Source organism: Massilia sp. MP_M2 (assembly GCF_039123635.1).
Lineage (GTDB): Bacteria > Pseudomonadota > Gammaproteobacteria > Burkholderiales > Burkholderiaceae_D > Telluria.
The window spans coordinates 546,729-563,078 of sequence record NZ_JBCHJF010000001.1 but is presented as its reverse complement, the minus strand read 5'-3'; the positions used below and the strand labels follow the sequence as shown (position 1 = coordinate 563,078).

At 63.2% G+C, this 16,350-nt stretch carries 14 protein-coding genes; 6 read left to right on the top strand and 8 right to left on the bottom strand.

Annotation, left to right across the window (positions count from 1 at the left end):
- Positions 1-57 precede the first annotated feature (57 nt).
- From rimP to typA, 6 genes are all read left to right on the top strand, one after another.
- Positions 58-546, top strand: a complete 489-nt coding sequence (gene rimP, locus RCH14_RS02635) for a ribosome maturation factor RimP (RefSeq protein WP_343024600.1) — start codon at positions 58-60, stop codon at positions 544-546.
- On the top strand, positions 543-2,108 hold the full coding sequence (gene nusA, locus RCH14_RS02630) for a transcription termination factor NusA (RefSeq protein WP_183549475.1): 1,566 nt from the start codon (positions 543-545) through the stop codon (positions 2,106-2,108). The genes rimP and nusA overlap by 4 nt, the downstream gene beginning before the upstream one ends.
- A gap of 44 nt (positions 2,109-2,152) precedes the next feature.
- Complete coding sequence (infB, locus tag RCH14_RS02625) at positions 2,153-5,011, top strand: translation initiation factor IF-2 (protein WP_343024599.1); 2,859 nt, start codon at positions 2,153-2,155, stop codon at positions 5,009-5,011.
- A gap of 109 nt (positions 5,012-5,120) precedes the next feature.
- Positions 5,121-5,594, top strand: a complete 474-nt coding sequence (rbfA, locus tag RCH14_RS02620) for a 30S ribosome-binding factor RbfA (protein ID WP_343024598.1) — start codon at positions 5,121-5,123, stop codon at positions 5,592-5,594.
- Entirely contained in the window at positions 5,591-6,517 is a 927-nt protein-coding gene (gene truB / locus RCH14_RS02615; RefSeq protein WP_343024597.1) for a tRNA pseudouridine(55) synthase TruB, read from the top strand. Before rbfA ends, truB begins: the two co-directional genes overlap by 4 nt.
- 278 nt (positions 6,518-6,795) lie before the next feature.
- A complete protein-coding gene (gene typA / locus RCH14_RS02610; RefSeq protein WP_343024596.1) occupies positions 6,796-8,628 on the top strand; it encodes a translational GTPase TypA in 1,833 nt (610 codons plus the stop codon).
- 75 nt (positions 8,629-8,703) lie between these two features.
- Here the strand turns inward: typA and RCH14_RS02605 are convergent, their stop codons facing one another.
- The 8 genes from RCH14_RS02605 to flgG all read right to left on the bottom strand — a co-directional run bounded on the left by RCH14_RS02605 (position 8,704) and on the right by flgG (position 16,325).
- Positions 8,704-9,723 carry a glycosyltransferase family 2 protein gene (locus tag RCH14_RS02605; RefSeq protein WP_343024595.1) on the bottom strand — a complete coding sequence of 340 codons (1,020 nt, stop codon included), beginning with the start codon at positions 9,721-9,723 and terminating at the stop codon, positions 8,704-8,706.
- A 238-nt stretch (positions 9,724-9,961) separates the two neighbouring features.
- Positions 9,962-10,990, bottom strand: coding sequence for a hypothetical protein (locus tag RCH14_RS02600; RefSeq protein WP_343024594.1), 1,029 nt, complete (start codon positions 10,988-10,990; stop codon positions 9,962-9,964).
- Positions 10,990-11,901 carry a flagellar hook-associated protein FlgL gene (gene flgL / locus RCH14_RS02595; protein WP_343024593.1) on the bottom strand — a complete coding sequence of 304 codons (912 nt, stop codon included), beginning with the start codon at positions 11,899-11,901 and terminating at the stop codon, positions 10,990-10,992. The genes RCH14_RS02600 and flgL overlap by 1 nt, the downstream gene beginning before the upstream one ends.
- A 10-nt stretch (positions 11,902-11,911) precedes the next feature.
- The gene (gene flgK, locus RCH14_RS02590) at positions 11,912-13,297 is read right to left on the bottom strand and encodes a flagellar hook-associated protein FlgK (protein WP_343024592.1); all 1,386 of its coding nucleotides are present in this window, start codon (positions 13,295-13,297) and stop codon (positions 11,912-11,914) included.
- A gap of 103 nt (positions 13,298-13,400) precedes the next feature.
- Complete coding sequence (locus RCH14_RS02585; protein WP_343024591.1) at positions 13,401-13,742, bottom strand: rod-binding protein; 342 nt, start codon at positions 13,740-13,742, stop codon at positions 13,401-13,403.
- Entirely contained in the window at positions 13,742-14,860 is a 1,119-nt protein-coding gene (locus RCH14_RS02580; RefSeq protein WP_343024590.1) for a flagellar basal body P-ring protein FlgI, read from the bottom strand. Before RCH14_RS02580 ends, RCH14_RS02585 begins: the two co-directional genes overlap by 1 nt.
- Before the next feature lie 8 nt (positions 14,861-14,868).
- Positions 14,869-15,540 carry a flagellar basal body L-ring protein FlgH gene (flgH, locus tag RCH14_RS02575; RefSeq protein WP_343024589.1) on the bottom strand — a complete coding sequence of 224 codons (672 nt, stop codon included), beginning with the start codon at positions 15,538-15,540 and terminating at the stop codon, positions 14,869-14,871.
- Positions 15,540-16,325 (bottom strand): flagellar basal-body rod protein FlgG, encoded by a 786-nt coding sequence (gene flgG / locus RCH14_RS02570; protein ID WP_183549500.1) that lies wholly within the window; start codon positions 16,323-16,325, stop codon positions 15,540-15,542. Before flgG ends, flgH begins: the two co-directional genes overlap by 1 nt.
- Positions 16,326-16,350 lie beyond the last annotated feature (25 nt).

Here is a 16,350-nt window from a genome sequence, read left to right as displayed (position 1 = left end):
TGGGCAGATGCCCATTTTTTTTTTGGTAAATCGTTTTAGAAGCCCTGGAGAAGTGCCGTGCAGCAGTTTGATTTAATCGCCACGACAGTCAGTGGACTCGGTTATGAACTCGTCGATGTGGAACGAGGCGACCGCGGGATCCTGCGTGTGTATATCGATTTTCCGGCTGCTGATGCGGACGAAAAGGGCCCGATCACGGTCGAGGATTGCGCCAAGGTGAGTCACCAGCTGTCGCACGTCTTCACCGTGGAAAACGTCGATTACGAACGACTCGAAATTTCGTCGCCGGGCCTCGATCGCCCGGTACGATCCCTCGCCGATTTTGCGCGCTTTGCCGGCCTTGAGTGCACGGTCAAGCTGCGCGTCGCGGTGCCGGGCAGTGATAACCGCAAGACGTTCACCGGTATCCTGCGCGGCGTCGAGAACGACAAGGTTGGCTTGGAATTTGACAGTAAAGATGGTCCGGCGTTGATGGAATTTACGCTGGCCGAATTGGATAAGGCACGTTTAGTGCCGCAGGTGGATTTTAGGAGTCGCAAAGCATGAGTCGCGAAATTTTGTTACTGGTGGATGCGCTGGCGCGCGAAAAGAACGTCGACAAAGAAGTCGTTTTCGGAGCGCTCGAGTTCGCGCTGGCACAGGCCACGAAGAAGCGTTATGAAGGCGAAGTCGACATTCGCGTGTCGATCGACCGCGACACCGGCGAATTCGAGACTTTCCGCCGCTGGCACGTCGTTCCCGACGAAGCCGGCCTGCAGCTGCCTGATCAAGAGATCCTGCACTTCGAAGCCAAAGAGCAGATCTCGGACATCGAAGTCGATGAATACATCGAAGAGCCGATCGAGTCGGTCGACTTTGGTCGTCGCTTTGCCCAGGACACCAAGCAGGTCGTGCTGCAGCGCGTGCGCGATGCCGAACGCGAGCAGATCCTGCAAGATTTCCTGGAACGTGGCGATTCGCTCGTCACCGGCACCATCAAGCGCATGGAGCGCGGCGACGCGATCGTCGAATCGGGCAAGATCGAAGCGCGCCTCCCGCGCGACCAGATGATCCCGAAAGAGAACCTGCGTATCGGCGACCGTGTGCGCGCTTTCATCCTGCGTGTGGACCGCAATATGCGTGGCCCGCAGGTGATCCTGTCGCGCACCGCGCCTGATTTCATCATGAAGCTGTTTGAACTCGAAGTACCCGAGATCGAGCAGGGCCTGCTGCAGATCAAGTCCGCTGCCCGCGATGCCGGCGTGCGCGCCAAGATCGCTGTGTTCACGGCCGACAAGCGCATCGACCCGATCGGCACCTGCGTCGGGATGCGCGGTTCGCGCGTCCAGGCCGTGACCGGTGAACTGGGTGGTGAGCGCGTCGACATCGTCCTGTGGTCTGATGATCCGGCGCAGTTCGTGATCGGCGCCCTGGCGCCGGCAAATGTCTCGTCGATCGTGGTCGACGAAGAAAAGCACGCGATGGATGTCGTCGTGGACGAAGAAAACCTGGCCATCGCAATCGGCCGTTCGGGCCAGAACGTGCGCCTGGCGTCCGAGCTGACCGGCTGGAAGATCAACATCATGACGGCCGAGGAATCGGCCAACAAGGTGGAGCAAGAATCGGCGGCCATCCGCGCGCTGTTCATGCAAAAACTGGACGTCGACCAGGAAGTGGCCGACATCCTGGTGGAAGAAGGCTTCTCGAGCCTGGAAGAAATCGCGTATGTGCCAATTTCCGAGATGCTGGAAATTGAATCGTTCGACGAAGACACTGTCAACGAACTCCGTACCCGTGCACGTGATGCGCTGGTGACCGAGGCGATTGCTTCTGAAGAAGGCCTCGAAGGCATGGAAGAAGCTCTGGTCAATCTGGAAGGCATGGACCGTACCGTTGCCGGCAAGCTTGGCCTGGCTGGTATCAAGACGGTCGACGCATTCGCGGCACTGGCCTATGACGAGTTTGGCGCCATCCTGGCGCTGCCGTCGGAACGTGCCCGCGACCTGATCAAGAGTGAATTTAATGATGTGACCGACGACGAGATGAAGCTGGTCGATGGCAAGTACGACGACCGGGCGAAAGCACTGCAGGCGAAAGCCTGGAGCCTGGCTGAAACGGCCAAAGCTTGAGCAAATCTTTATCATCTGTCGCGACACATAGAAAAGAGGACTGAATGGCGAGTAACAACGTAGCCCAATTTGCCACCGAGCTGAAGATGCCTGCAGACCTGCTGCTGACGCAGCTGCGCTCGGCCGGCGTCGAAAAAAGTTCGACGTCAGATCCGTTGTCGAAAGATGATAAGGACAAGCTGCTGAACCATCTGCGTCGTACCCACGGCGCGAGCGACACCGGTGAAAAGAAAAAGATCACGGTAACGCGCAAGGAAACCAGCGAAATCAAGCAAGCTGATTCGTCGGGCAAATCGCGCACCATCCAGGTTGAAGTCCGCAAGAAGCGCACCTTCGTGCAGCGCGACGACCCGGTCACGACCAAAGCGCCTGAAGAGCCAGTCGTCGACGTTGCTGAACAAGCACGTCGCGAAGAGGAAGCAGCGCGCCAGAACGAAGCGATTGCCCGCCAAGAGGCTGATCTGCGCGAGAAGCAAGAGCGCCTGATCAAACTCGAAGCCGAAGAAAAGGCGCAAGCCCATGCGGCGCAAGAGCAGGCCAAGCGTGATGCGGCCGAGCAGGCCAAGCGTGACGCCGCCGAGAAATCGGCTGCTGCTGCCGTGGCCGCAGGTGCTGCCAAGGAAGCTGCTGCCGGCGCGAAAGAAGCCGCCGTCGGTGCTGCCGACGAGTCGGCCAAGCGCGCCGCTGAAGAAGTCAAGGCCCGCAATGAAGCGGCAAGCAAGGAAGCGGCCGAACGCGTTGCCGCTACCGAGCGTGCACGCAAGGCCGTGGCGGATGAAGTCGCCCAGATCAAGCTGATGATGAGTCAGCCGCGTCGCGTCATCAAGGCACCGGAGCCAGCACCAAAGCCGGTCGTCGCACCAGCGGCGCCTGCCGGTACGCTGCACAAGCCTGCCGACAAGAAGCCGGGCGAAGCCAAGAAAGACGACGCCAAGAAGCCAGGCGACAAGAAATCGATCAAGTCGGCCAATGTGTCGTCCACCTGGTCGGACGATGCCAAGAAGCGTGGCGGCCCGAGCGTGAAAACGCGCGGCGGCGCAGGCAGCAGCACCGGTGGCCGTGATGGCTGGCGTTCTGGTGGCGGCCGTGGTGGTCGTCGTGGTCATGATGACCGCGAAACCAACTTCCAGGCACCAACCGAAGCGATCGTGCGCGATGTGCACGTGCCAGAGACCATCACCGTGGCCGAACTGGCACACAAGATGGCCATCAAGGCGTCCGAAGTCATCAAGCAACTGATGAAGCTGGGCCAGATGTGCACGATGAACCAGGTGCTCGATCAAGAGACCGCGATGATCCTGGTGGAAGAGATGGGCCACAAGGCCTTCGCTGCCGCCGAGGATGATCCTGAAGCGCTGCTGGCCGATAACGGCGAGCACGCCGAGTTCGAATCGACCTCGCGCGCCCCGGTCGTTACCGTCATGGGTCACGTCGACCATGGCAAGACGTCGCTGCTGGATTACATCCGTCGCGCCAAAGTCGCCTCGGGCGAAGCCGGTGGTATTACCCAGCACATCGGTGCATACCACGTGGATACCCCGCGCGGCATGATCACCTTCCTTGACACCCCGGGTCACGAGGCGTTCACCGCCATGCGTGCCCGTGGTGCCAAGGCCACCGACATCGTCATCCTGGTGGTGGCGGCGGACGATGGCGTGATGCCGCAAACCAAAGAGGCAATTGCTCACGCAAAAGCCGCTGGTGTGCCGCTGGTCGTGGCGATCAACAAGATCGACAAGCCGGGTGCCAACACCGACCGCGTCACGCAAGAGCTGGTCGCTGAAGGCGTCGTGCCTGAAGAATACGGTGGCGAATCGCCATTCGTGCCAGTGTCGGCAAAAATCGGCACCGGTATCGACGATCTGCTCGAGCAGGTGCTGCTGCAGGCCGAAGTGCTGGAACTGAAAGCACCGACCGAAGCGCCGGCCCGTGGCCTGGTGGTCGAAGCCCGTCTGGACAAGGGTCGTGGTCCGGTGGCAACGATTCTGGTGCAGTCGGGTACCTTGAAGCGCGGCGACGTCGTGCTGGCTGGTTCGTCGTTCGGTCGTGTTCGTGCCATGCTGGACGAAAACGGCAAGACGATCACCGCTGCTGGGCCATCGATTCCGGTCGAGATCCAGGGCCTGACCGAAGTGCCGACCGCCGGCGAAGAAGTCATGGTCATGGCCGACGAGCGCAAGGCGCGTGAAATTGCCCTGTTCCGTCAAGGTAAGTTCCGTGACGTCAAGCTGGCCAAGCAGCAAGCCGCAAAGCTCGAGAACATGTTCGAGCAAATGGCCGAAGGCGAAGTCAAGAACCTGCCGCTCATCGTCAAGACCGATGTGCAGGGTTCGCAAGAGGCACTGGTCGGTTCGCTGCAGAAGCTGTCGACCTCGGAAGTGCGGGTCCAGATCGTGCACGCAGCGGTCGGCGGCATCACCGAGTCGGACGTCAACCTGGCAACCGCGTCGAAGGCAGTCATCATTGGCTTTAACGCCCGTGCCGACGCCCAGGCGCGCAAGCTGGCCGAGTCGAACGGCGTGGACATTCGTTACTACAGCATCATTTACGATGCAATCGACGAAGTCCGTACCGCACTGTCGGGCATGCTGGCGCCAGAAAAGCGCGAGACCATCACCGGTCAGGTCGAGATTCGTCAGGTCATCCTGGTCTCGAAAGTCGGCGCGATTGCCGGTTGCCTGGTCACCGATGGTGTCGTCAAGCGTTCGTCGTCGGTCCGTCTGCTGCGCAACAACATTGTGCTGTGGACTGGCGAGATCGATTCGCTCAAGCGCTTCAAGGACGACGCAAAAGAAGTGCGCGCCGGTCTCGAGTGCGGCCTGTCGCTCAAGGGCCAGAACGAAATCCAGGTCGGCGACGTCCTGGAAGTGTTCGAAGTCACCGAAGTGGCACGTACGCTGTAAGCGACACGTTGGCGTAACATGGGGGCCAGGACGCTTCGCGGCAACGTCGCGAAGGGCCTGGCCCTTTTATTTGGCTCTCTGATTTTCCAGAAAAAGATGCAGCAACATCATGGCTAAACACAGCAAAAGCATTCCCAAGCGCGGCCTGCGCGTGGCCGACCAGATCCAGAAGGATCTGTCGGAACTCATCGCCTTCGAACTGAAGGACCCTCGCGTCGGCATGGTCACGATCAGCGAAGTGCAACTGACCCCCGACTATGCCCACGCCAAGGTGTATTTCACCCTGCTCAAGGATGGCGTGGAAGAAGTGCGTCAGACGCAGGAAGGCCTGAACAAGGCGTCCGGCTACCTGCGCAATATGCTGGGCAAGCGCCTGCACATCCACACGCTGCCGGCGCTGCACTTCGTGCATGACACGTCGACCGTGCGCGGCCTGCAGATGTCGGCCCTGATCGACCAGGCCAATGCGACCCGTTCGAAGGATGACCCGGAATCGAATCCTGTGCCCGAGCTGAACGTCGACCTGGATCAGGAGCAGGACAGCGATGCTGGCGCCGACGCCGACAAGGCGAACAAAGCGTGAACGGTCGTCCCGCCAAAAAGCCGCGTGACCTCGTCAATGGCGTGCTGTTGCTCGACAAGCCGGTCGGCTTCTCGTCGAACGATGCGCTGATCAAGGCCAAGCGCGTGCTCAACGCGAAGAAGGCCGGTCACACCGGCACGCTCGACCCGTTCGCCACCGGCCTCTTGCCGCTGTGCTTTGGCGAAGCGACCAAGTTTTCGCAGGATTTGCTGGAGTCCGACAAGACCTATCTGGCCACGGTCCACCTGGGCATCACGACGACCACGGGCGACACTGAAGGCGAAACCGTCGATACCAAGCCGGTGGACGTGACGCTTGACCAGATCGAAGCCGCGCTGGCCCGCTACCGCGGTCCGATCCTGCAAACGCCGCCGATGTATTCGGCGCTCAAGCGCGACGGCAAGGCGCTGTACGAATACGCGCGCGAAGGCATCGTGCTCGAGCGCGAAGCGCGGCCGGTGACGATCCATGCACTCACGCTCGTCGCCTACGACGCGCCATTTCTGAAGATCGCCGTCACCTGCAGCAAGGGCACGTATGTGCGCGTGCTGGGCGAAGACATCGGCGCTGCGCTCGGTTGCGGCGCGCACCTGAACGCGCTGCGCCGCACCGAAGTCGGGCCGTTGACGATCGACGGCATGATCACGCTCGACGATCTGCTGGCGCACCCCGACCCGTTGTCGCTGCTGCAGCCGGTCGACGCCTTGCTGTCGAGTTTCCCGGCGCTCGAACTCACGCCCGAGCTTGCGCGCCGCTTCCTGCAAGGCCAGCGCCTGGCGCTCGGCAAGGAAGAGATCATCGTGCCCGAGCAGCAGGGCAGGGTGCGCATCTATCACGATGGCAGCCTCTTGGGCACCGGCATTCTCGGTGAGTACGCGATTCTGGCGCCCGAGCGCCTGATCTCGACGGCGCCCCAGGGGTGATGTCACGGGGCAGTCATATTGGGGCGCTACCCTTGCAGGCAGCGCCCCGTCTGCCCCTTGACCGGGCAAGCTCTTGAAATACCTGGCTATTTCCAGCCACCCCGGTTAGAGCGGGACTTTACCTGCTATACTAGTCGGTTTCCGAAATCAGCAAGTGCGCGGCAACTTCGCGGCACCATCGCGGCAACATCGTCGCAGTACCGCAGCAGCATCGCGGCACAGCGCAGCAGATACTCGGCAGATCGTACACTTCCGTACAACGCAACTTCTCAGAGACCATGTCAAACACCAAACGCGCGATTCGTAATATCGCAATCATCGCCCACGTTGACCACGGCAAAACCACCCTGGTGGACATGCTGTTGCGTCAATCCGGTACGTTCCGTGAAAATCAGCAGGTGGAAACCCGCGTGATGGACTCGAACGACCTCGAAAAAGAACGCGGCATCACCATTCTGTCGAAGAACTGCGCTGTCGAGTACGAAGGTACCCACATCAACATCGTCGACACCCCAGGCCACGCCGACTTCGGCGGTGAAGTCGAGCGCGTGCTGTCGATGGTTGACTCCGTGCTGCTGCTGGTCGATGCACAAGAAGGCCCGATGCCACAGACCCGCTTCGTGACCCGCAAGGCACTGGCCCTGGGTCTGAAGCCGATCGTCGTCGTCAACAAGGTCGACCGTCCAGGCGCGCGAGCCGAATGGGCCATCAACCAGACGTTCGAACTGTTCGACAAGCTCGGCGCTACCGACGAGCAGCTGGACTTCCCGATCGTCTACGCATCGGGCCTGAACGGTTATGCCGGTCTGACCGAAGATGTCCGCGAAGGCGACATGAAGCCGCTGTTCGAAGCGATCCTGCAGCACGTGCCAGTCCGTGACGACAATCCGGACGGTCCGCTGCAGATGCAAGTGACCTCGCTCGACTACTCGTCGTACGTCGGCAAGATCGGCATTGGCCGTATCTCGCGCGGCCGCATCAAGGCTGGCCAGGACGTCATCGTCATGAACGGTCCTGGTTCGACCCCGATCAAGGGCCGCATCAACCAGGTCCTGAACTTCAAGGGCCTCGAGCGCGTGCTGGTCGATGAAGCCGTCGCCGGCGACATCGTCCTGATCAACGGTATCGAAGAAATCGGCATCGGTTCGACCGTCTGCGCACCGGACACCCCGGACGCACTCGAAATGCTGACCGTCGACGAGCCAACGCTGACCATGAACTTCATGGTCAACAACTCGCCACTGGCCGGCCGCGAAGGCAAGTTCGTCACCAGCCGTCAGCTGCGCGAGCGCCTCGACCGCGAACTGAAAGCCAACGTTGCACTGCGCGTTGCGCCAACCGACGACGACACGATCTTCGAAGTCTCGGGCCGCGGCGAACTGCACCTGACGATTCTGCTGGAAAACATGCGTCGTGAAGGCTTCGAGCTGGCCGTGTCGCGTCCACGCGTCGTGTTCAAGATGGTCGATGGCGTGCGCCATGAGCCGTTCGAGAGCCTGTCGGTCGACGTCGAAGAAGCCAACCAGGGTGGCGTGATGGAAGAACTGGGCCGCCGTCGTGGCGACCTGCAGAACATGGAATCGGATGGCAAGGGTCGCGTGCGTCTCGAGTACCTGATCCCGGCGCGTGGCCTGATCGGCTTCCAGGGCGAATTCATGACCCTGACCCGCGGCACCGGCCTGATGAGCCACGTGTTCCACGAGTACGCACCTGTCGACAACAGCAAGGGCGAAATGGCCGGCCGTCGCAACGGCGTGCTGATTTCGCAGGATGACGGCGCTGCCGTTGCCTACGCCATCTGGAAACTGCAGGACCGCGGCCGCATGTTCGTGTCGCACAACGATCCGGTGTACGAAGGCATGGTCATCGGCATCCACTCGCGCGACAACGACCTGGTCGTGAACCCGATCAAGGGCAAGCAGCTGACCAACGTGCGCTCGTCGGGTACCGACGAAGCGGTGCGCCTGGTGCCACCAATTCAGATGTCGCTGGAATACGCGGTCGAATTCATCGAGGACGACGAACTGGTCGAGATCACCCCGAAGAGCATTCGTCTGCGCAAGCGCTATCTGAAAGAGCACGAGCGCAAGAAGGCCAACCGCGAAGGTTAATTCCTTCGAGTGTTAAAAAACCCGCTGCCTGCAGCGGGTTTTTTTATGTCGGGTTCATTGTATCGGGCAGCCTCGTCAGCGATTCAGGCTGTCGCGCAGCGCATCCACCCATGGCTCGTGCGCGAAGGTATGGTAGCGGCCTGCCAGCAGGGCGCCGGCCACCCTGGCGCAGCGCACTATCGGGCTGCCCGGCAACCGACCGCGCCAGCGGACGAAGTCCACTGACTCCTGCGCCATGGCGATATGCGATGGGGCAAGGCCAGCGCGGCCGGCCATGTGCGCATGGAGCGTGGCGCGCGCCGACAGCAGGCTGTCGGTGGTCGCTTTGAGTGGACTTGGGCTGCCGATGGCCCACCACAGATGGCGCAGCTTGGTGAGCCGCCCCAGCCGCTTGACGCCGACCAGATTGGCACCATGCTGCCGGTACTGGATAGTGGGCGTGTCGAGCATGACGATGCGGCCTGATGCGGCCGCCATCAGCGCGAGCCAGCCGTCGTGGTAGAACATCGTTTTCGGGGGCAGGGGTTGGACGAGCCCAATCAGGCGGCGCCGGAATGCGGCTGCCGCGCCCGTGACCACGTTGCGGCGACAATACACGCGAAACGCGTTGCCGCCGCGTATGTCGCGCCGCTCCGCCCTCGAAATCTGAAGCTCTTCGAACAGCGTCGCGCCAAGATCATGGCCGTTTGCATCGGTCAGGACCGCATCGGTGTGGGCCAGCTGTACGCTGTCGTCGGCCTCGAACACGGCCGCCAGCAGCGCGACCTTGTCGGGCATCCAGACATCGTCCTGGTCGGCCGAGAACACGATATCGGCCTCCACCAGGCGCATGGCCTGCTCGAAGTTCGCGCTCACACCCAGCGGAGGATCGTTGCGTATCAAGGTGACCCGCACTGGCACCTCGCGCGCCCAGGCTTCCAGGTAGGCCCAGGTGCCATCGGTTGAGCAGTCGTCGGACACGACGATATGGACGACCGGGCGCGTTTGCGCAAGGATGCTGCGCAGTTGCTGCGGCAGGTAGGCCAGACCGTTGCAGGTGATGAGCGCCACGCCGCTCGTCAGTGGTGCGCTCAAGCTGGTGTTTGATGAGTTCATAGGCGCCGATCATGTCGATGAAAATCGATCATAGCGTGCCTTTGAGCTTGCACGATTGACATCGGCAAATCGAAGAAAAAATTATTACGCAGACAATATTGTGGAAGGTTCAGTCAACGTTGTCTGTTGGTGACACTGATCGCAACCACGGCAATTGTTCTATGGAACTAATTCGGGCGCGTTCCAGCGGCCGGCACCCTGGTGCAACGCCGGCCTTTGCCTGCGTCAAACCGGCGCATCAGCGCAAGCCGAGCAGCGCCTGTACCCGTTCCCGGCTCACGCCGACCAGGGCCGACGTGATGGCCAGCAGCGACTGGTAATCGTGGCTGGTGGCCGTGCCCGAGAAATCGGCAGCCAGCAGCGCCAGTTCGGCTTGCGGCAGTTCCGGTTGCGCCGTGCGCGCCGTGGCCAGGCTCAAGGCGAGCGTGGCGGCGTCCTGCGAGCGGCGCACGCGCGCCAGCGCTTGTACGACCTCGCGCAGGCCCTGGCGCAGGGCGTCAGGATTACCCAGTTGCCATTCCTGCGGTGCCAGCGTTGCCGGCAGCGCGACCGTGTCGACGCGGCCACGGCCCGTGACGGCGATGGCGTCCTTGACGCCGTCGAATGCGGCCTCGGGCGTGGTAAAGACGAGCGCACGCTCCGTGTCCAGTCCGGCGCGAAGCCCGACCGGCGCCAGCGCGCGGTCCAGGCGCCGGGCAATCTCTTCCCCGGTCATGCCGGGCTCGAATGTGGCCGCGAGTTGCGGGCCGCCGACGCTGCCGACCGAAAAGCCCAGCGTTTGGCGGCCGGCGGCCTGCAGACTGGCAATGTCCAGACCATCAATGAGAAAGCGCTGCTGCGCGACGCGGTCGCCGTCGAAGCCCAGCTCGGCATCCAGCCCGGCGCCGCCTTCGCTGCGGCGTGCGTCGAGCGTCTCGCCCAGCTGGCGCGCGCGCGCTTCGAGCTGGCGCGAGGCGGCGCCGCGCCCGGCCAGGCGCGTGCTCAGGTCAGCCTTGAGCGCTTCGAGCTGGGTGGCGATGCGCGCCAGGTAGTCGAGTGCCTGCTGCGCTTGCGCGACGTCGATCTGCAGGTCGGGGCCGTGTACGGCGCTGCGGCGCGGCGCGCGCGCGGCGGCCGCAGTCGCGCTGCCCGTCGCGGGTGCGGTCGCGGACGGCTGCGCGGCAAGCGCCCGGGTCGCCCCGGTGCCGGCGCGCACGACGCCGCCCGGCGTATTGCTACCCGGTACGGCCGGCGGGGTGATGGTGCGGGTCAGGGCGTCCATGGCCATCAGAGCGCATCAAAGAGCGACAGGTTACCAATCTTGGCATACGCCTTGTAGGTCGCCTGCAGGGCCGATGAGTAGCCGCTGAGTTCTGTCGCGGCGACGCCGACGTCGAGCTGGCCGATGTCGGTGATGGCCATCTTGTTCGACAGGCTGATGTTGGCGTGGTTGTCGTCGAGCGTGCGGATGACGTTCTGGCGTCCGCCCAACGTGGCAACCTTGCTCGAGATCAGCTCCTGGGTCTTGTCGAAGCCGTCCAGGTTGGCCGCCAGTACCGCGCGCACGGCGGGATCGTTGGCGTTCGCGCCCGGTGCCGACAGCACGCGGATGCTTTCGTCGAGCTGGTTCAGCAGCGATTCCAGGCCGGCCAGGTCTTCGTTGGCAGGCTGTGTCAAACCATTGCCGACCGTGACGTTCTGGCTGCTGCTGTTGCCCGCAAAGGTGTAGCGCGCGCCCGCGGCGGCGTCCTTATCGAAGGCCAGTGGCGCGGTCCGGGTCAGTGTGCCCGAGAACAGGTGGTTGCCTTCGTGGTCGACTGTGTTGGCGGTAAAGAACAGGCTGTCACGCAGCGCCTGCAGCGGCGCGAGCATCGCTTTCAGGTCGGCCGGCGCATTGCTGCCGTCTGAGGCCCAGACCATCAGGTCGCGGCCCTCGGTCATCTCGCCCACCATATTGCTCAGGTAACCTTCCGACTTGGACAGGCGCAGCTGGAGCGCGCCGATATTGTCGCGGTATTGCTGGACCGACGATTCCTCGCGCTCCAGGCGCGACAGGCGCACGCTGTCGACCGGGTCGTCGGACGGCAGCAGGATGCGCTTGTTGCTGGCGATCTGCTGCATGATCTGGCTGACCCGCTCCTGGTTGACCTGGAGCGAGGCGTTCATCGTCGATTGGTACTGGGAAGTGGCGATACGCATGATTATTCCTTTAGCCCATCATCGCGAGCGTGGCGTCGAACATCGCGTTGGCAATCGAGATCACCCGCATGTTCGCTTCGTACATCCGCTGCAGTTCCACCAGCTTGACCGCCTCTTCGTCTTCGTTCACGCCGCTGGTCGATTGCCAGTCGTCGATCGATTGCGTGCGCACGGTATCGGTGGTCTTGAGGGATGCTTTGTTGAGTTTGCTGTCGATCGCGAGTTTGCCCAGCAACTGGGTATCGGCGTCGCTCAGCAGGACGGTTCCGATGCCGGGCAACGTGACCGGCTGGCTCTTTAACGCGGCGAGTTTTTGCAGATTGCCGGTGTCGCCCGGCAAGCCGTCGCCCGAGAAGGCCAGGTCTTCGGCCTTGAAGCCGGGGACGATTTTGAGCGCATTCGCACCGCTGCCCGGGGTGTAGACGAACAGCGGTGTGCCGGCCACGGCGGGCCCGCTGGCCGGCGTGCTGAAACCGAGCGCCAGTTGTGCATTGACGCGCTCGGCAATGGTACGGCCCAGCGTGTCGATATCGTCCTGCAGCGGCTTGAGGGTCGTGATTTCGTACTGGCTCAGGCCACCGATCTGGCCGCCCATTTTCGTGGCGTCGAGCGTGAAGGTGGCATTGGCAAACGTGATCGAAAACGCCTGCGGCGCATCGGCCGTCGCGGCTGCCTGGAGCGTGCCATGCATGCTGCCGATCACCAGTGCCTGACCGCTCTTGAGCGAGACATCGCGGCTGCCATCCGCGTTGCTCGACACTTCCAGCGCCATCTTCGACGCCAGCGCGTCGATGGCGTTGTCGCGCGCATCGATGAGGCTTGACGCCGAGACACCGCCAGCCTGGGTTTCCATGATCTGCCGATTCAGGCTCGCGATCGTGCTGATGTCGCTGTTGGCCGAGTCGACCAGCGCACTGCGCTGCTGGCGCACCGAAGTGAGCTGCGCATTGAAGACATTGTTCATGCCGTTGATGCGCTCGCCCATCAGACTGGCGGACGTGAGCACCTGCTGGCGCAGCGGGGTCGAGCCGGGGTCGCCGGCAACGGCATTGATCGCCTTGAAGAAATCGTCGATGCCCGCCGACAGGCTGGCCGAGGCGTCGCCCATGACGCTTTCGAGCTGGGTCAGGTAGGGCTGCGACTGCGCGTAGGCGCCTTGCTCCGACGCCGCGCGCCACATGGCCTGGCTCTTGTAGTTGTCCGAAAAGCGCATGAGCGAACTCACCTGGACGCCATTGCCGGCCGAGCGCCCGCTGGCATCCGGGCCCACCGACGTAAACAGCGCCGATTGCCGGGTGTAGCCCTTGGTTTGCAGATTCGCGATGTTCTGGCTGCTGGCCGACAGCGCGATCTGGGCGGCGAGTGCGCCGGACAGGGCATTGTTGATGATCGTCATGGGTGAGGCTCTTTTCGGGACAGGGTTAACCTGATAAGGCGACCAATTTTTGCCGCTTGTTAAGCTTTACCGCACATTGGCGCTGCCAGTGCGGTGCCGGTAGTCAGGTCTTGCCGCCATTGGCGCCCGGCACCAGTTGGCGCAGGATCGCGTCGGCGATGCCGAACGCGCGCTGGCCGGCCATATTGCCTGCCAGCAGATCGTCGGCCATGTCCTGCATGTCCTGGTTGACGCGATTGTTGAACACGCTGTCCTCGCTCGCCATTTCGCGGGTCGAGGCGCGCATCGTGCGCAGCATGTGGCCGATGAAGAAGCGCTCGAATTCCACCGCGGCGCGGGTGGCCTTGGCGACGTAGGCCGGATCGGCCAATGGTTCGGCAGCAGGGGCGACCACATTCTCGGTGTTGCCGGGCAACGCTGTGTTGCGAAGTTCGTCGATGCGCATCAGATCACCACCAGTTCGCCTTCGATCGCGCCGGCCTGGTCGAGGGCCTGCAGGATCGCCATGATGTCGTCGGGCGAGGCGCCCAGGCTATTCACGGTGTCGATGATCGTTTGCAGGCGCGCGCCTGGCGGCCAGCGGAACATCTGCCCCGAGCCCTGGTCGACCGAGAGCTTCGATTCGGGCGTCACGGCAGTTTGGCCATTGCTGAGCGGGCCGGGCTGGCTGACGCGCGAACTCTCCGAAATGATCACCTTCAGCGAACCGTGCGTGACGGCGGCGGCCTTGACCCGCAGGCCATCGGCGATGACGACGGTGCCGGTGCGCGAATTGAACACGACGCGCGGCACCTCGACACCCGATTCGACGGTCAGCGCCGTCAGGCGCGCCATGAACGCCACGCGTTCGGTCGGATTGCTCGGCGCGATGACGTCGACGCTGGTGCCATCCTGCGTGGTGGCCAGCGGGCCGTAGCGCTTGTTGATCGCATTGACGACATTGGTCGCCGTCTCGAAATGCGGCTGGCGCAGGCGTAGCGTGATTTGCGGCCGGGTGGCGAAGTCGGTAGCGATTTCGCGCTCGATCTGGGCGCCGTTGGGCACGCGGCCGGCGGTCGGGGTATTCACGGTGACCGACGAGCCACTGCGGCCCGTGGCGTTCAGGCCCCCCACCACGACATTGCCTTGCGCCAGTGCGTAGACTTCGTTGTCGGCCGCGCGCAGTTGTGTCAGCAGCAGCGTGCCGCCGCGCAGGCTTTTCGAGTCGCCCAGCGACGAGACGGTGATGTCGATCGTCTGGCCGCGCCGGTAGCCGGGCGGGAAGGTGGCCGAGACCATCACCGCGGCGACGTTCTTGTTCTTGGCGTCTTCGCCTTCGGGCAGGCGTACGCCGAACTGCTTGAGCATGTTGACGACCGACTGGCTCGAGTATTTCACCTGGGTCGAGTCGCCGCTGCCGTTCAGGCCCACCACGAGGCCATAGCCGACCAGCGGGTTCTCGCGCACGCCTTCGACGCTCACGAGGTTGCGCAAGGCCTGGGCGGCGTGTGCGGGGTGAAAGGACAGCAGGGCGCTCGCGCAGAACGCGGCAAACAGCAATGGCGCAAAGCGGCGCGAAATCATGGAGATCCTCAGAACGGCATCAGGGGGCTGTTGAAAAAGCGCGTCAGCCAGCCCGGCGTGTTGGCCTCGGCCAGCGCGCCGCGGGCGGAATAGGCAATACGGGCATTGGCCACGCGCAGCGACGAGACGCGGTTGTCGGTATCGATGTCGGCGGCGCGGACAAAGCCTTTGAGGCGCACGAATTCTTCGCCCTGGTTCAGCATCAGGTTCTTTTCGCCGGCCACGCGCAGCAGGCCATTGGGCAGCACTTCCTGCACGATCACGGTCAAGGCGCCGGACAGCGCGTTCTGCTGGGTGCTGGTGGCGTCGCCCTCGAAATCGCGGTCGGCCGAAATGTCGATCCCGGTTTTGCCGTAGACCTTGCCGAGGGCGGCCAGCGGCGAGATGCCAATCGACGAGCCTTTCGAGATGCTGGTGCCGGCGCGCTTGCTGGCCTGCGTGGTCTCTTGCAGGATCACGGTGACGGCGTCGCCCACGCGGTAGGCGCGGCTGTCGGACGTGAGCGAGACCGTGTCGGCCGTGAACACGCCGCCCGACAGGCCGGCGCGCACCGGGCGCTGCAGCGGCAGGGCGTCGTCGTCGGCCAGGGAGACCGGCATCGGCGACGAACAGCCAGCCAGGACCAGCCCGCACAGTGCGGCGGCAAGCGCGCGGGCAAGCGGGGTGGCAACGGTATGCATCAGCGTGCCGCCGCGGCCAGGGTCTGCAGCATATTGTCGGCTGCCGACAACACCTTCGTGTTCATTTCGTAGGTACGCTGGGCCGCGATCATGTCGACCATCTCTTCGACGACCTGCACGTTCGAGCCTTCCAGCGAGCCTTGCTTGAGCTTGCCGAATGCGGCATCGCCCGGACGGCCTTCGTTGGCTGCGCCGCTGGCGGCGGTTTCCTGGAACAGGTTGTCGCCCAGTGCCAGCAAGCCTGTCGGATTGATGAAGGCGGTCAGGTTCAGCTGGCCGATTTCCTGCGGCGCCGGCTGGCCCGCGATCGTCACCGAGACGACGCCGTTCTCGCCAATGGTCACGCCGGCGGCGTTCTGCGGAATCGTGATCTGCGGCACGATCGGCAAGCCCTGGGCATTGGTCAGCGTGCCGTTGGCGTCGACCTGCAACTGGCCGGCGCGGGTATAGGCCGGTTCGCCGTTCGGGCGGCGCACCTGCAGGAAACCGGCGCCCGAGATGGCGACGTCGAGCGGCTGGCTGGTTTGCTGCAGGCTGCCGTTGGTGAAGGCCTTCTGGGTGCCGACCACGCGCACGCCGTTACCGAGTTGCACGCCATTGCTGACGGTGTTGTCGGCATTCTGGGCGCCCGGCTGCGCATCGACCTGGTAGAACAGGTCTTCGAACACGACGCGATCACGCTTGAAGCCGACGGTGTTGACGTTGGCCAGGTTGTTGGCGATGGCCTGCAGCTTGGCATCCTGTGCCTGTACGCCGGTCTTGCTGATCCACATTGCTGGATTCATGGTTGCTCCCTGTGAGGTTGTGCCG

Coding starts and splice junctions, on each gene's coding strand:
- flgH (WP_343024589.1), bottom strand. CDS start 15,540: ATGCATACCGTTGCCACCCCGCTTGCCCGCGCGCTTGCCGCCGCACTG.
- rbfA (WP_343024598.1), top strand. CDS start 5,121: ATGGCTAAACACAGCAAAAGCATTCCCAAGCGCGGCCTGCGCGTGGCC.
- infB (WP_343024599.1), top strand. CDS start 2,153: ATGGCGAGTAACAACGTAGCCCAATTTGCCACCGAGCTGAAGATGCCT.
- RCH14_RS02585 (WP_343024591.1), bottom strand. CDS start 13,742: ATGCGCATCGACGAACTTCGCAACACAGCGTTGCCCGGCAACACCGAG.
- flgL (WP_343024593.1), bottom strand. CDS start 11,901: ATGCGTATCGCCACTTCCCAGTACCAATCGACGATGAACGCCTCGCTC.
- typA (WP_343024596.1), top strand. CDS start 6,796: ATGTCAAACACCAAACGCGCGATTCGTAATATCGCAATCATCGCCCAC.
- RCH14_RS02580 (WP_343024590.1), bottom strand. CDS start 14,860: ATGATTTCGCGCCGCTTTGCGCCATTGCTGTTTGCCGCGTTCTGCGCG.
- RCH14_RS02605 (WP_343024595.1), bottom strand. CDS start 9,723: ATGAACTCATCAAACACCAGCTTGAGCGCACCACTGACGAGCGGCGTG.
- nusA (WP_183549475.1), top strand. CDS start 543: ATGAGTCGCGAAATTTTGTTACTGGTGGATGCGCTGGCGCGCGAAAAG.
- RCH14_RS02600 (WP_343024594.1), bottom strand. CDS start 10,990: ATGGCCATGGACGCCCTGACCCGCACCATCACCCCGCCGGCCGTACCG.
- flgK (WP_343024592.1), bottom strand. CDS start 13,297: ATGACGATCATCAACAATGCCCTGTCCGGCGCACTCGCCGCCCAGATC.
- flgG (WP_183549500.1), bottom strand. CDS start 16,325: ATGAATCCAGCAATGTGGATCAGCAAGACCGGCGTACAGGCACAGGAT.